The sequence below is a fragment of the Lysinibacillus xylanilyticus genome (assembly GCF_001183605.1).
GTDB classification, from domain to species: Bacteria; Bacillota; Bacilli; order Bacillales_A; family Planococcaceae; genus Lysinibacillus; species Lysinibacillus xylanilyticus.
In genome coordinates this window covers 199,267-213,829 of record NZ_LFXJ01000005.1, presented here as the reverse complement: position 1 = coordinate 213,829, position 14,563 = coordinate 199,267, and the positions used below count along the sequence as shown (strand labels likewise).

The following is a 14,563-nucleotide window of genomic DNA, read 5'->3' as shown; positions in this document are numbered from 1 at the left end:
CATCTAGCAATTCATGGAAGATTCTATTTATGTTAAAAGATTTATGAATAAATCTTAAACATCCCACTTAAAAAGTTTTTGATTGTATGTTTAAACTTGTTAGGCCTTAACAGCACTGCTTGCCTTTGTAATCATAACTTCAAGATTCTTCACATTACCGTTAAACACTAGGTCAATCTGACATGTGCTTGATTTTTCATCGATAATGTAGCCGATGTCATCTCCATCGTGAATAATAGAGTTTACATAGCCTTTGTCATTAACCCATTTGCTTTTTTGGCTACTTGGATTATTACTAAAGAATCGAACGATATTTTCATGCTTAAAGTCACCAGATTGGAATCGTAAAATTCTTTCAATATACGTACTAACTTGTGTTTTGTAGATTGAATCGAATCCATCTTCTTCCATTGCTAGACTTCTAGCTTTATACACTGTAATACGTTTAATATCTTTATCTTGAAGCTGTACATTCTCTGAAGAGAATACAAAGCCAAAGCTTCTGCTGTTAATAGCATCTTTAATATTATTAGTAAATCCAGAGATTTCTTTCGCCATTGTTGTAACGGCTCTAAGCGAGTTATCACCAGCTTCGATATCGAATCGTACACCTGGATAATTTCTCTGAACATTTCTAAATGAGTCTTTCAAATATTCTGGACATTGATATGCTGAAACAATACCTGCCGCTACATAGCTAGCACCAACGTAAACGCCATCTATCCAAAGCTTTAAAATATCCTCTTTTTCTTTAGATAATCGCGCTCCGTTTTCTGTTGTCTGCATTCTTGTATCAATGATTACACCTGATTTATCTTTAGGAATAATAGTGAAGTTCGGTAAACATGGTATCGCAAACTCACTATAATCTTTTCGAACAAGCACTGAGCATTTATCGATCAGGCGATCAATACCTGCTGTCGCAATTCCATTGAATGTTGTTTCTTCTTCTGTCATGAAGTTGAAGAAAATCTGTATTTTATAATCTTTCACAGTATCGAGAAGGATGGATAACGATTCCATTGTATTGCCGTCTTGCTTGGCAACCTTATCGTTCCCTTTAAATCTAGCTCTGCTTACTTTCATTTTTCCAGAAGCCTCTAGTTCTAGTGCAGGGACAATTCCATACCATACCGTATCTGTAAAGTCATTTTTGGAGTTAACAGTGTTTAAATACGTGCGTAATCGTGGTAGATTATTACTTTTAACGAGCATATCTAACTTTGTGTTTGTTACAATTAACGAGGGCTGCATACCTTTGTTTTTAGTTGCATACTGATCAAAGTACATTTTTACACCTAATAGTTTTTCAACTAACGGCTTCACTGTTTTTACAAATTCATCCTTAGCATCCTTATAGAATTCTAAGTATGTATTGTAGTTTTGTACCTCTGTCTCTACATCAAATTCAGCCCTTACAGCTGGCAAAGGAGAGAAAGTTCTTACAACTAAATCTTTCACATAAGAAGATGGTGTTTCTGTAATCGCCTCATAGTCCTCTTCGAAAACTGTGCTTAAACCATAGTTACTATTTTCCTCAATAACCATCAGTTCCGAGCTATTATTTTGTGGTGCCTCAATGATTTTTAATTCACCATTGTCACCAATAGAAAGTGTTCCTATTTGTAATTTTTCGGATTCATCTTCATCCTGATTAGCACCTAACAATAGTCTCGTTTTAATATCTTCAATTGCTAAAGGAAGCATCGCCATGACATTGTTGTAATTTCTACTTGCCACTTCAAACATCAGGTTTAGCTTGTCCCCTGTATCCAATTTTTTTGGATCGCCTTCATCTAACTTGTCATATTCACCGTATAGGTAATGGATTTCTTTTCTGACTTGTCGAATATCATCCATAACCTTTTTAGGAGAGATCATATCGAGCAAATTCTCAAACTTAAAATCAACATTCGCAATGCCCTGACTTCTTTTCGTATCAATGAGGGTAAATAGCATTTTTAAAAAATCATTATTTTGGTCAATTGCTATTTCAGAAATACAGTCATCTTGAATTCCTTCTGGTTTCTTTAATGTATACATAACCTTTTGGTTAGCAGCATTGTAGAATGAGTAAACCGTTGGAGAAAACTTGTCTAAAAATTCGTCGAAGCTTTTGACAAGAAGATATTCATTAATTTCTTTGATTTTTTCATCACTAAGGCTATCAATCCCTTTTACATCTCCAACAAGCGTAATTAAATCCATTTTTTCCGGATTAATTTCCTCGAAGAGCATGGTTCTGTTTGTTTGACTAATAATCTCCATTCAGTCGGCCGTATAATTATACAGCCATCCCTCCTTTTTGTAACGAATTTCGAGTAAGCATAATCATTTAGTGAGTAGCAAATAAAATATGATAATCGCGTTCGAAATCAACTAATAAAATACTAATAAGTAACAAAATGGTAATTACAGACAAAGAATTAGTATTTATTCTTATTTATGATTATGTATGTAATTATGTATACCAGTTACTCAATACTAGAATTCCTATTGGTTCTATAATTTCACATGCTTACTTCACTGATGACATTATGTATCACAAAGTAACTATACAATATCTAATTTTATTGTCAATATTTACATTAGGATATTATGCAATATAAATGTATTAAACTGGATTCATCGCAAAAAATAAACATGGTAAAATTTACGCATATTAATAAAAATAAATGTATTTATTCTATATTTTTACTAAAAAAAGAGCTTATGGAATTAAAATAAGTAGTCCATAAGCTCTTAACAAAAAATATTTTTTAAAATCAAAATTGATACTTTAGAACCATCCTTATAAATGGATAGTCATTTAGAATCATCCGGTTTAAAATAATCCTTTAGTCTATTAATAATATTTCCAACAGCAACGGCCAGTTCCATAAATTTAAGTGAAGAGCATCGTTTTTTTGCATGCACTGCAAGACCCCACATAATTGTTCGAGATAGAATAATACTCACTTTTTCATTATATTTTCTCACATTTTCGATTTTATCCTCGATTACACGTTTTGAGCTATCCGGCGGGATAATATCTGTTAAAGAAAAATAAAATGTTGCTGCTAAACTATAAATATCTGTATACACACCTTGCTTAGATACATTCGAATATTGCTCTAAAGGAGAATACCCTGGGCTTGTAAATATTTGATGATTCTCAGCAGTTTTATAAATAATAGCCGAACCAAAATCCAGTAAATATGGATTACCTTCAGAATCTATCATAATATTACTTGGTTTAATATCACGATGAAGTATGCCTTTTTTATGTAAATAGCTTAAAGCACCAATTAGAGGAAGGAATATACTCGCGTACAAATGGTCCCTATCATTAATAGGAAAATCCTTTAAGTATTGATCTAATAACGTTCCTTCATAATACTCCATCACGATATAAATTGACTCATTTTCTTCAAAGTGGTCAATATATTTGACGATATTACGATGATTTATTTGCCGCATAATTAACGCTTCATTTAGAAAAATAGCTTTTAAATCCTCGAACTTCTGCTTTGTTGAAGGCAAACGATTAACGACAGTTTTATTATCTAAATCCCGTAAAGCGATGTCATTTGGAAAGAACTCCTTAATAATTAGCTGATTCCCTTCATTAATATTCTCCGCGATATAAACAAATGACAATTTACTAGTAGCAATAACTTCTTTTATTTTATATGTATCATTCAAAACACTGTTTGCCGGTAAGCTCAATTCAACTTGAATCACTTGCATTTTTAATCTATCAGCCCTTTCAACACATGGATTACGAACAATTTGTTACATTTTCAATGCGAAATATATGATGATTTTAACTAAAGTACAAATTAATGTAAGTATATCAATATACACCCTTATATTAAATAGTTTCTTATAGGGGTTCGGGGGGGCGGGGTTCTGCATTGCATGGGGGGTTTGGCATAATGTGGTGGGGTTGCTTTGTTTTTTCTGGCTTTTTGATGGTTCTATCCAGCTTTTTGATGGTCCTATCCAGCTTTTTGATGGTCCTATCCAGCTTTTCGTCGGTTCTATCCAGCTTTTTGTTTTCTTTCCGTCGCTTGGATCTCTCCTTCCGTCTCTTTGGCTCGTCTTTCCGTCGCCTGGTCTTCTTTCCGTCACCCTGGCTCAATCTTCCGTCGCTTCCGACTTTCTTTCCGTCGCTTGGATCTTTCCTTCCGTCACTTGGACTCTTCTTTCCGTCGCCCGGTCTTCTTTCCGTCACCTTGGCTCTTCCTTCCGTCGCTTCCGCCTTTCTTTCCGTCGCTTGGATCTTTCCTTCCGTCACTTGGACTCTTCTTTCCGTCGCCCGGTCTTCTTTCCGTCACCCTGGCTCAATCTTCCCTCGCTTCCGCCTTTCTTTCCGTCGCTTGGATCTTTCCTTCCGTCACTTGGACTCTTCTTTCCGTCGCCCGGTCTTCTTTCCGTCACCCTGGCTCAATCTTCCTGCGCTTCCGACTTTCTTTCCGTCGCTTGGATCTTTCCTTCCGTCGCTTCAACTCTTCTTTCCGTCGCCCTGTCTTCTTTCCGTCACCCTGGCTCAATCTTCCCTCGCTTCCGACTTTCTTTCCGTCGCTTGGATCTTTCCTTCCGTCGCTTGGACTCTTCTTTCCGTCGCCCTGTCTTCTTTCCGTCACCTTGACTCTTCCTTCCGTCGCTTCCGACTTTCTTCCGTCGCCCTGTTTTCTTTCCATCACATTGCTAATGTTAATCAAAAAAAGAATAAAAAAAGACGTCCAACAAGTACTCAAATACTCATTGGACGCCTTATGGCAGTTAATTATGCTTTTTGATAGCGAAGCACAGGTGTACGAGCAGCGCGTGTTTCGTCTAGGCGAGTTACGACTGTTGTATGTGGTGCTTCTTGTACGATTGATGGATTTTCTTCTGCTTCTTTTGCAATTTGGATCATTTTATCGCAGAATGCATCTAATGTTTCTTTAGATTCTGTTTCTGTTGGCTCGATCATTAACGCCTCTTCCACATTTAATGGGAAGTAAGTTGTTGGTGGATGGTAGCCAAAGTCTAACAGACGTTTTGCGATATCTAAAGTACGAACGCCAAGTTTCTTTTGACGATGACCTGATAATACAAATTCATGTTTACAATGACGGTTATATGGTAAATCATAGAATGGCTCTAAGCGACGCATCATATAGTTTGCGTTTAGTACAGCATATTCTGTTACAGCTTTTAAGCCATCTGGACCCATTGTACGGATATAAGTGTATGCACGTACGTTGATACCAAAGTTACCGTAGTAAGGTTTAACACGTCCGATTGATTGTGGACGGTCGTAATCGAAATGATATGTTCCTTCCTCTGTTCTTACTAAAACTGGTTTTGGAAGGAATGGAATTAAATCTGCTTTTACACCTACTGGACCTGAACCTGGGCCACCGCCACCGTGAGGACCTGTAAATGTTTTGTGTAAATTTAAGTGCACGCAGTCAAAGCCCATATCACCAGGACGTGCTTTACTCATAACCGCGTTTAAGTTTGCACCGTCATAGTATACTTTACCGCCAACAGAGTGAATAAGCTCTGCCATTTCGATAATATTTTCTTCAAATAGACCAAGTGTATTTGGATTTGTTAGCATTAATGCAGCTGTATCAGAACCAACTACTTTGCGCAAATCTTCAATATCTACTAAACCATTATCATCTGATTTAACAGTGATAGTTTCAAAGCCTGCAACAGTTGCCGATGCTGGGTTAGTACCGTGAGCAGAGTCAGGAACGATAACTTTATTACGATGGCCTTCACCGTTTGCTTCATGGAATGCACGAATCATCATTAATGCTGTCCATTCACCATGAGCACCCGCCGCTGGTTGTAATGTCACTTCATCCATACCTGTAATTTCAACTAATGAAGTTTGTAGTTCGTAAAGAAGCTCCATTGCACCTTGAGCTGTTGATTCATCCTGTAATGGGTGAACATTTGCAAAACCAGAAAGTCGTGCAACAGCCTCGTTAATTTTAGGATTATATTTCATCGTACAAGAACCAAGTGGGTAGAAGCCAGAGTCTACACCGTGGTTTCGACGAGAAAGTGCTGTATAGTGACGCATAATATCAAGCTCAGATACTTCTGGTAACTCGGCTGCTTCCGCGCGTACTAAATTTGCAGGAAGTAAATCTGCAAGATCAACCTCTGGTACATCAAGTGCTTCTAAGCTGTAACCTACGCGATCTTCTTTTGAAATTTCAAAAATGAGTGATTGATTTTCGTTATGCATTAAGAGCCCCCATTTCTGCAACAAGTGCATCAATTTCTTCCTTCGTGCGTAATTCTGTTACTGCGATTAGCACGTGATTTTTAAGAGAGTCATATGTTTGACCTAAAGGATAACCACCGATGATACCTTTTTCTATTAAGCCTTTATTAATTTCTTTCACACATTTATTTGTCTTCACAACGATTTCGTTAAAGTGTGCACCTTGGAATGCTACTGTGAAGCCTGCCGCTTCAAAAGCATTTTTAGCATAGCGAGTTTTCGCGATATTTTGCATAGCCATTTCTCGAACGCCTTGCTTACCTAGAGCAGTCATTGCTACAGATGCAGCAAGTGCAAGAAGCGCTTGGTTCGAACAAATATTAGATGTTGCTTTATCACGACGGATATGTTGTTCACGCGCTTGTAACGTTAAAACATAACCACGACGACCTTCACCGTCTACTGTTTCACCAACAAGACGACCTGGAACTTTACGCATTAGTTTCGTTGTTACTGCAAAGAAACCACAGTGCGGACCACCGAATGCTTCAGAAATACCAAAGACCTGTGCATCCCCTACACAAATATCAGCACCTAGCTTACCAGGAGGTGTTAAAACCCCTAGTGAAAGTGGGTTTGAAGATACGACAAATAAACTTTTTGCTTCATGTGCAATATCGCCAATTACTTGTAAGTCCTCAATTTGACCAAAGAAGTTAGGATACTGTGTAATAACAGCTGCCGTATTGTCATCAATTAGTTCTTTTAAAGCTTCTACATCTGTCACACCATCTTTATGTGGAACGGTAACAATTTCAATGGATTGACCGTATGCATATGTAGCAACGACATCGCGATACTCAGGATGAACCGCCTCAGATACTAAAATTTTCTTACGGCGTGTATGTCCAGCTGCAAGCATACCAGCTTCAGCTAATGCTGTTCCTCCATCATACATAGAAGAGTTTGCAAGATCCATACCTGTAAGCTCTGCAATCATCGTTTGGAATTCAAAAATTGCTTGTAATTCCCCTTGTGAAATTTCTGGTTGATATGGAGTATACGCTGTGTAAAACTCTGAACGAGAAATAACGTGATCCACGATAATTGGTTTATAGTGGTTGTATACGCCTGCACCTAAAAACGATACGTTAGCATTTGTATCTTTGTTTTTCGCAGCAAGTGCCGTTAATTCTTTTAATAAAGCTGATTCAGATTTTGCTTCTTTAATATCATATAGGCCTTTAAAACGTACTTTTTCTGGAATATCCTCAAATAACTCATCAACTGAGGATACGCCAATTACGTCTAACATTTCTTGTTTATCTTGCTCCGTCATTGGTAAATAACGATGTTTCATAAATGTAGGTCCCTCTTTTCAACTTTTATTTTGAACGCTTGTAAAACGGTGTTTCAACTGTTACTACCTTTAAGTGCTTACCACGAATTTCGATTTCCAATTCAGTTCCGATAGTTGCGAATTGACTGTCAATTAATGCGTGACCAACATTACGTTTAGAGGAAGGAAGCTGAGTACCTGTAGTCACTTCACCGATTTCCTTACCATCCTTAAACACTTTATAGCCATGACGAGGAATTCCTTTATCGATCATCTCAATACCTACAATTTTACGTGACAGTCCATTTTCTTTTTGTGCCACTAATGCATCATGACCATTAAAATCCTCTTTATTTAATTTCACAGCAAAACCAATACCAGCCTCAAGAGGTGAAATTGTCGCTGATAGCTCTTGCCCGTATAATGGAAGACCCGCTTCAAAGCGAAGTGTATCACGGCAACCTAAACCTGCTGCAACTACGCCTTTGTCTTTTCCAGCCTCTAAAATTTCATTCCATAACTCTTTAATATCTTCTGGAGAGCCGTATAGTTCAAAACCATCTTCTCCTGTGTAACCACTACGAGATACTAATGCTTTATGACCAGCAACTTCAACATCTGCTTGGAATCGGAAGTATTTAATCGTTTTTAAATCAGTGTCTGTTAATGTTTGAAGAACCTCTTCTGCTAATGGACCTTGAAGGGCAATTTGTGCATAAGCATCTGATTGATTGTCGATAGTCACATCATATTGATGTTGATTTTCCATCATCCAATCATAATCTTTTTCAATATTTGCCGCATTTACGCACAATAAATAATGATTGTCTGCTAATTTATACGTTAATAAATCATCGACAACTCCACCATCTTCATAGCACATTGCATTATATTGCGCTTGACCAACTGCAATTTTTGAAATATCATTTGTCAAAAGATTTTGTAAAAAATCTAGTGAATTAGGTCCAGTTACTAAAATTTCACCCATATGTGATACATCAAATAAGCCAGCACGATTACGTACTGCATCATGCTCTTCTTTAATAGAAGAAAATTGCACTGGTAATTCCCATCCACCGAAGTCGATTGTTTTACCACCATACTTTGCATATTCTTCAAATAGAGGTGTACGTTTTAATTCACTCGTCATTATTTTTGCCCCCTTATTGGTAGTTACATTTTTTACTGGTAGTAGTTCGTCTGCTTTTTATTAGTACAATCATGCTTCCCCTGTTTGTTCATTCAAATAAGGAATAGGAACTAACAACATTAGGCAAAACATTTAGACATAAAAAAAGACAGACGAACCCCTTTTCGGGATTCTCTGTCCTTAAACCTGAAAGTTACACCAGACTGGCTCGCATTACCACAATGCCAATCAGCCGGCTTTCCCCTTTGGTGGCTGTAGTACTACAGCTCTCTCCAGAGTTGCGTCTTGTACGAGTCCTTTTACCTGAGAGATTCATAACATTTTGTTATTTGCTCCTTCGGTGACGTCTACACGTGCTCTCCCCGCACAATCATCCGCCCAAGATTCATCTTGGTACTATTTAGTATTCAATGAACATTTAGTTACTTATTTGTCTATATCCTAACATTAAATGCATTGAAAAGGCAATCATTTTTTATTTTATATTAAAACACGAACATTATTCTGCATTATTTTAATAAATGTTCGCCTTTCAACCTTTTAACTTGGAATACTAAATACTCAAGAATTTGGCGGAGTGTTCTGCCCTCTGTTAACACTTGTATATGTCCAGTCTCACGATAGAATCTTCTTCTGTAATGATACAGCTTCTCTAACTCCTCTTTCGTTGAACTCTGTACAATTGGTCTGTTCGGATCATGCTGTATTCGTTTGTATATATCTTCGAATGACGCATCTAAAAAAAACACGAGCCCACTGCGTCTCATTATTTTTCGATTTTCAGCATTGATTGCAACTCCACCACCTGTTGAAATAATACAAGCTTCGTCTCTGAATTTTTTCAAAAATTCTGTTTCTATTTCTCGAAAACGTGCTTCCCCGTATTTTTCAAATATCTGTGGAATTGTCATTCCCTGCTGCCGAACAATCTCATGATCCATATCATAATATGGCATCTTTAATAAATAGCTCAATCGTCTTCCTAACGCACTTTTGCCGGAGCCCATAAAACCAACTAAATATATTTTTCGCATTCGAATCACCTTCTTATAACTACGATTCTACACTGTCTGACAAAATTTGTCCTAATAAATTTATCGTAGCTCGAATATTCAGCTTTTCTAGGTCATCATATGTTCGAAACTGAATCTCATAAGACGTACAATACGTAAGAACAAAAGTAGTTACAAAAAATAATAATGCAATTGCGATTAAAAAAATAGCCCCTCTGTCATTTTTCAATAACTGGAACATAGAAAGTTCGCTCCTTTTTGATACCACTTGGAAGTTCAACAGCTATTGTTAGCATATCTTTTTCATATTGGAACTGACATTTATTAATACCAATTAGCATTGGTACATGACCACCGTTTACTTGATCACGAATTAAATTGCTATAACAATCGATATTATGAATGGTATCTGCTTCCTGGAATGTTATTCTCTTTTGATCTTGTCGAATCGTTAATGATGAAATATCCTTTAAATACATATTCAAATCATAAACAAAAAGCTCCCACTTTGATTGTTCATCAGATAGTACCGTTGTTTTCATTTCTGCAAACCAAAGCATTATGAACACAACAAGATGCGCAATAAGCACAAAAACAACTAATTGAAACAATGCTTCTAATAAAGTATAACCTTGCTCATTCATCGACTACACCTGTCAGTTGTATACATTTTTTGCGTAATTCTCGCGTATTTAGAAAACTTACACATATCCCATGTCCATTCATAGACCATTGATAATCTACATTTTCAATGGTTTTAGTGCCTTCCGTTTGCTGTAAATAGCGAAAACGCTTTAAGCCTTCGTAGGCAGTTTCAGCTGCGATGACTTCTAACTTCTTGTTATAAAGAGTCGATTTCATCGTGTAGCTGAGCGGTATTAATGTCGTGCATAATAACATAACAATGACTACTGATAAAATTGTTTCTACAAATGAATAACCTGATTCATTCAACTCTCGACCTCCCACGTCCTAACGTAATCACAATCTTTTTAGTGCCTTGAGGCGTCTTAAAATAAACAGTCCCTGGTGTCATGACGTTTCCATTGAAATTGTATATAATCGTGTAAATTGAACTTGAAGTAGGTATGAGCTCAACCCCTTTCGGAAAAGGTCGTTCAAATAATTCTGTAAAAATATCCTTTTTAATGATGTATCTCTTTGATGAGCTCTCAAATTTCATCGAGATATATTCCCCTTGTTGCATACTATAAGTTTGTATATATTGAATATCTAATTGGATTTGTGTAAAAAACTGCTCAAGTTCCCTAGTTTCCGCTGCTTTTAACGAATACTTTACAACAATCGTTGACAAACATATAACGATAAACAATACAAAGAGCATTTCGACAAACGTATAACCCTGCTCACTTTTTACAACATCCATCAGCTACCAGAACTAGTATCAGAAGAGGTCTTCGCCAATCGTACCTCGCCGTCATTAGTGATCATAATCTCTTCTTTATTAGGACAGGTCGTTTCATTCTTTTTCAAATAGCCTTTTGCTACCAAATCTTCAATTGTTGGATACTCCATAAAATCTACTCGATATGCCTCAACCTGCCCCTGCACCATGGAAATATACGCTTTACACCCCTTCTCATCGACAGTGGCAAAATGTTTCGTAACATTTGGGATTGTTATTAGAATTAATATAGAAATAATTAGCAGAACAATAAGCATTTCTATTAATGTAAAACCATGTTGCTGCTTTATCCTTTTCATTATTATCCTCCTATACTAGTTCAATCATGTGATATATCGGCAATAATAAACTTACATATGCGGCAACTATGCACATTGCAATAATGATAAAAAAGGTTGGTTGCACAAAAGCAAGGATTTTATACAATAGTTGCTCTTGCTTTTCAGTCAATAATTCGCTGTATAGTACCAGCTCTTTTCCTAAATAGCCACTTTGCTCTCCATGTTCAACAAATGCCGAGAAATCCTTCTGCCAAACTGTCATCAAATGAACAGCTTGTGTCAGCGTATCACCAAAAACAACACGCTCCTTTATACATCTTGCCAGATATTGTAGGAAAGGTTGGAGTCGCTGTTCCTCTAAAATTTGTAAACTCGCCTGTAAAGAAAATCCACTTTGGAGTAGACTTCCTAAATAAGCGGCAAATTGTCTCGTCAAAGACATTCGTATATAAATCCGAATCAATGGCGTTTTTAGGATAATATTTAGCCGGTAAGTAATCGGACGTCGTTTGAGATAAAGGTGAAAAATCAAAATACTACAAATTACTGCTATGCTTACGACAATTAAAGCATCTGGAAAATGCAATAATACTTTTGACAAAGCAATGCTTGTCTCCTCTGTGCCAGTAGTTCGACTTGTCACCATTTTTTCTATATTAGGAAAAAATATGGTGCGAAACACTAAAAACAACAGCATCAAAAATAAAATGAGTACTACTGGATATAAGAGTAGCTTCATTAATTTTTTCTTCGTCGATTCACTTAAGGCCATTTGCTTTGCCACACCTTTAAACGTCTCGATCATATGCCCATTGTTTTCGGCAACTGTAATAGCTACTAAATGCTGCTTTGGTATTTGCAATGCTTCAAAAACTCCTGAAACACCAACACCCTGCCTCAGCTTTTCATTGACTAGCTTTTGTATCTCTTCATGCGCTTCAATATGATGGGGTAATAGAATAGAAATAGCTTGTGAGAATAAATAACCTTCCTGCATTAACACGCTTAATCGACTAAAAAAATGAGCTTGTTCCTTTACTCGCCATATTGTTGCCTTTTTGTAATCTAATCGAATTCTTTCAATAAACTTTTGTATTCGCATAGATCTGACTCTCTATCAATTCTTTTTGACCTGCAAGCGTTAAATTATGTGGTAGCTCAAAGTTAGTTTTTTGCATAATTGCATTGATGGCCATTTGAAGATGTACATCGCTTAATATTTCAAACAATGCACGGCGTTCTTCCTGGACTGTTGGTGATTGGAAAAGTGTTTGAGCAACTATGCCCACCACAGTTTGACGAAGTTCTTCTATTGAAACACCTAAGTCAATAAAACGATATAGACAGTTTACCGAATCCTTAGCATGAATAGTCGAGACCACTAAATGACCTGTTAACGAAGCTTCGATTGCGATTTTTGCAGTCTCTTTATCACGTATTTCACCAATCATAATAACGTCAGGTGAGTGGCGTAAAATAGCCTTTAAGCCTGTAGCGTATGTAACGCCAGCTCGTTCGTTTACTTGAATCTGTAAAAGGTTTGCCTGATTATTTTCCACAGGGTCTTCTAAGGAAATGACATGTCGATTTAGCTCTGTCGAACAGTAATGGATAAGAGAATATAAAGATGTTGATTTTCCAGAACCGGTTGCACCTGTGAAACAGAGGAGTCCCTGTCGATGCTTCACTAGTTCCATTAACATGTCTGCTACATATTTGGAATAAGATAAGGAAGTAAGTGGGAATGCATGATTTTGTAGAAGAAGCCGGATATGTGATTTTAAGTATATCTTCGCCAATTTTTTAACAATATATTTGCCAACACAGTAATAGCAACCCATTCAATACTACTTGGTTTTAATACCCTATGTATTTAAAATTGTTTTATTATTTTCAATTGAATTTACCTATAACTTTTGGCATTGTTTTGATTAATTTTTTTACTTTTGGCATATGTATGATTAACGATCGCAATAGACAACTAGTAAGTTCATTATGTAGAAAATTAAATAAATAAATTTTGAAAAAAGATTGATCAAAACATGCTCTTATTTAATGGGATTCTACTTTAATTGTTCCAACTCCGATTGGTTCAATCGAATATAAACAACTTCTTTCCAATTACAATGCACCCCCATTTCAATATTGTTTATTATTACAGTGAATAAACTATAAACATAGAATTGTCTAGAATCCTTTCTTTTATGCCATGTTGTCCAAAAATTCTTATCTATTTCCGGTACGCTTAACCACTTCTCTAATAGCTAATCTAATAACTGCATAACAATTACCTACATTGTTTTGAGCAAATAAATAAGTACCGAAACACATCTAAATAGACGATGTATTCGGTACTTCCGTTTGCATCATTGAACTTTGCACTCATTGATTGAAATGCAAAATTTTTGGACCTTTTGTGGCAAAAGATATAAACTAAATAAACTTAGAAATTGAATGTGGCAATGAAAACGGCAGCGGTTCAAATAATTCCTTTCTCTCAGGGATTACAACATCTGTGGTTAGTACCCTGACTTTGGTTTTACCTCTAGCTTTATATGTTTCGGTACTGTTGTTAACGGTGTGACTATATTAGATGACAATACAATAAACTTAACCGGAACTTTAAACGAGTCCTTCTTAGTTCCACGTAATAGTAATTAATATTTTTCTGCAGTATTTAACGTTTTTATAAATTTTAACTTAATTGAAGTTGCTACTATCAAAGTGCAAATTTATCGTGTCCAGCAGGAAGCAACACCTTTACTCCTACAAATGCACGTGTCGATTTAGATCTCCCTGCTACAAATCACGGGTTTATATCCTATCCTTTGGATCCACAGACATTTCCTTTATCTTATTGTTCGTTTTATACCCCAAAACAGAAAACGGGTATAAAAGTGCAATAAGATAAAGCATATAAACAAACTCGAATAGAGAGAAAGGCTCATAATCAATTAATTATGAATTAATAAAAAAATAACACTAAAGACAATAGCTCCGTTAAAGAGTCTTTGAGTCCATTTTTTCCACCTCTTGTTTTTTAGCTTATGCCAAGACTAATAGCCACACTCTCAAAAGGTCACATGGAAAAATGTTGTTTTTTATTTTTGCTGGTTCCTAATTCTTTTGAGGTTAAAGAT

At 36.3% G+C, this 14,563-nt stretch carries 14 protein-coding genes and 1 riboswitch; of the genes, 1 reads left to right on the top strand and 13 read right to left on the bottom strand.

Going from position 1 to position 14,563, the window contains the following annotated elements; translation table 11 throughout:
* Positions 1 to 99 precede the first annotated feature (99 nt).
* Complete coding sequence (locus ACZ11_RS04100; protein ID WP_049664007.1) at positions 100 to 2,268, bottom strand: hypothetical protein; 2,169 nt, start codon at positions 2,266 to 2,268, stop codon at positions 100 to 102.
* Between the two features lie 537 nt (positions 2,269 to 2,805).
* Entirely contained in the window at positions 2,806 to 3,729 is a 924-nt protein-coding gene (locus ACZ11_RS04095; protein WP_049664005.1) for a serine/threonine protein kinase, read from the bottom strand.
* 190 nt (positions 3,730 to 3,919) lie between these two features.
* Between ACZ11_RS04095 and ACZ11_RS25565 the strand changes: the two genes are divergently transcribed.
* A complete protein-coding gene (locus tag ACZ11_RS25565) occupies positions 3,920 to 4,633 on the top strand; it encodes a hypothetical protein (protein ID WP_152911469.1) in 714 nt (237 codons plus the stop codon).
* A 138-nt stretch (positions 4,634 to 4,771) separates the two neighbouring features.
* Here the strand turns inward: ACZ11_RS25565 and gcvPB are convergent, their stop codons facing one another.
* The 11 genes from gcvPB to ACZ11_RS04030 all read right to left on the bottom strand — a co-directional run bounded on the left by gcvPB (position 4,772) and on the right by ACZ11_RS04030 (position 13,264).
* Positions 4,772 to 6,235, bottom strand: coding sequence for an aminomethyl-transferring glycine dehydrogenase subunit GcvPB (gene gcvPB / locus ACZ11_RS04080; protein ID WP_049664001.1), 1,464 nt, complete (start codon positions 6,233 to 6,235; stop codon positions 4,772 to 4,774).
* Complete coding sequence (gene gcvPA, locus ACZ11_RS04075; RefSeq protein WP_049664000.1) at positions 6,228 to 7,574, bottom strand: aminomethyl-transferring glycine dehydrogenase subunit GcvPA; 1,347 nt, start codon at positions 7,572 to 7,574, stop codon at positions 6,228 to 6,230. Before gcvPA ends, gcvPB begins: the two co-directional genes overlap by 8 nt.
* Before the next feature lie 25 nt (positions 7,575 to 7,599).
* Entirely contained in the window at positions 7,600 to 8,703 is a 1,104-nt protein-coding gene (gene gcvT / locus ACZ11_RS04070; protein ID WP_049663999.1) for a glycine cleavage system aminomethyltransferase GcvT, read from the bottom strand.
* A 281-nt stretch (positions 8,704 to 8,984) separates the two neighbouring features.
* Positions 8,985 to 9,077: riboswitch (glycine riboswitch) on the bottom strand.
* 135 nt (positions 9,078 to 9,212) lie between these two features.
* Positions 9,213 to 9,737 (bottom strand): shikimate kinase, encoded by a 525-nt coding sequence (locus ACZ11_RS04065; RefSeq protein WP_049663997.1) that lies wholly within the window; start codon positions 9,735 to 9,737, stop codon positions 9,213 to 9,215.
* Between the two features lie 19 nt (positions 9,738 to 9,756).
* Positions 9,757 to 9,957: a hypothetical protein gene (locus ACZ11_RS04060; protein WP_049663996.1), complete on the bottom strand. Its 201-nt coding sequence runs from the start codon at positions 9,955 to 9,957 to the stop codon at positions 9,757 to 9,759.
* The gene (gene comGF / locus ACZ11_RS04055; protein ID WP_049663995.1) at positions 9,935 to 10,360 is read right to left on the bottom strand and encodes a competence type IV pilus minor pilin ComGF; all 426 of its coding nucleotides are present in this window, start codon (positions 10,358 to 10,360) and stop codon (positions 9,935 to 9,937) included. The genes ACZ11_RS04060 and comGF overlap by 23 nt, the downstream gene beginning before the upstream one ends.
* The gene (locus tag ACZ11_RS04050) at positions 10,353 to 10,670 is read right to left on the bottom strand and encodes a hypothetical protein (protein WP_049663993.1); all 318 of its coding nucleotides are present in this window, start codon (positions 10,668 to 10,670) and stop codon (positions 10,353 to 10,355) included. The genes comGF and ACZ11_RS04050 overlap by 8 nt, the downstream gene beginning before the upstream one ends.
* On the bottom strand, positions 10,663 to 11,103 hold the full coding sequence (gene comGD, locus ACZ11_RS04045) for a competence type IV pilus minor pilin ComGD (protein WP_049663992.1): 441 nt from the start codon (positions 11,101 to 11,103) through the stop codon (positions 10,663 to 10,665). The genes ACZ11_RS04050 and comGD overlap by 8 nt, the downstream gene beginning before the upstream one ends.
* Positions 11,103 to 11,441, bottom strand: coding sequence for a competence type IV pilus major pilin ComGC (comGC, locus tag ACZ11_RS04040; RefSeq protein WP_049663990.1), 339 nt, complete (start codon positions 11,439 to 11,441; stop codon positions 11,103 to 11,105). The genes comGD and comGC overlap by 1 nt, the downstream gene beginning before the upstream one ends.
* A gap of 10 nt (positions 11,442 to 11,451) precedes the next feature.
* On the bottom strand, positions 11,452 to 12,525 hold the full coding sequence (gene comGB / locus ACZ11_RS04035) for a competence type IV pilus assembly protein ComGB (RefSeq protein ID WP_049663988.1): 1,074 nt from the start codon (positions 12,523 to 12,525) through the stop codon (positions 11,452 to 11,454).
* Positions 12,503 to 13,264, bottom strand: coding sequence for an ATPase, T2SS/T4P/T4SS family (locus ACZ11_RS04030; RefSeq protein WP_236690772.1), 762 nt, complete (start codon positions 13,262 to 13,264; stop codon positions 12,503 to 12,505). Before ACZ11_RS04030 ends, comGB begins: the two co-directional genes overlap by 23 nt.
* Positions 13,265 to 14,563: the final 1,299 nt, after the last annotated feature.

Coding starts and splice junctions, on each gene's coding strand:
- gcvPA (WP_049664000.1), bottom strand. CDS start 7,574: ATGAAACATCGTTATTTACCAATGACGGAGCAAGATAAACAAGAAATG.
- ACZ11_RS04030 (WP_236690772.1), bottom strand. CDS start 13,264: ATGGGTTGCTATTACTGTGTTGGCAAATATATTGTTAAAAAATTGGCG.
- gcvPB (WP_049664001.1), bottom strand. CDS start 6,235: ATGCATAACGAAAATCAATCACTCATTTTTGAAATTTCAAAAGAAGAT.
- gcvT (WP_049663999.1), bottom strand. CDS start 8,703: ATGACGAGTGAATTAAAACGTACACCTCTATTTGAAGAATATGCAAAG.
- comGB (WP_049663988.1), bottom strand. CDS start 12,525: ATGCGAATACAAAAGTTTATTGAAAGAATTCGATTAGATTACAAAAAG.
- ACZ11_RS04095 (WP_049664005.1), bottom strand. CDS start 3,729: ATGCAAGTGATTCAAGTTGAATTGAGCTTACCGGCAAACAGTGTTTTG.
- ACZ11_RS04060 (WP_049663996.1), bottom strand. CDS start 9,957: ATGTTCCAGTTATTGAAAAATGACAGAGGGGCTATTTTTTTAATCGCA.
- comGC (WP_049663990.1), bottom strand. CDS start 11,441: ATGAAAAGGATAAAGCAGCAACATGGTTTTACATTAATAGAAATGCTT.
- ACZ11_RS04065 (WP_049663997.1), bottom strand. CDS start 9,737: ATGCGAAAAATATATTTAGTTGGTTTTATGGGCTCCGGCAAAAGTGCG.
- comGF (WP_049663995.1), bottom strand. CDS start 10,360: ATGAATGAGCAAGGTTATACTTTATTAGAAGCATTGTTTCAATTAGTT.
- ACZ11_RS04100 (WP_049664007.1), bottom strand. CDS start 2,268: ATGGAGATTATTAGTCAAACAAACAGAACCATGCTCTTCGAGGAAATT.
- comGD (WP_049663992.1), bottom strand. CDS start 11,103: ATGGATGTTGTAAAAAGTGAGCAGGGTTATACGTTTGTCGAAATGCTC.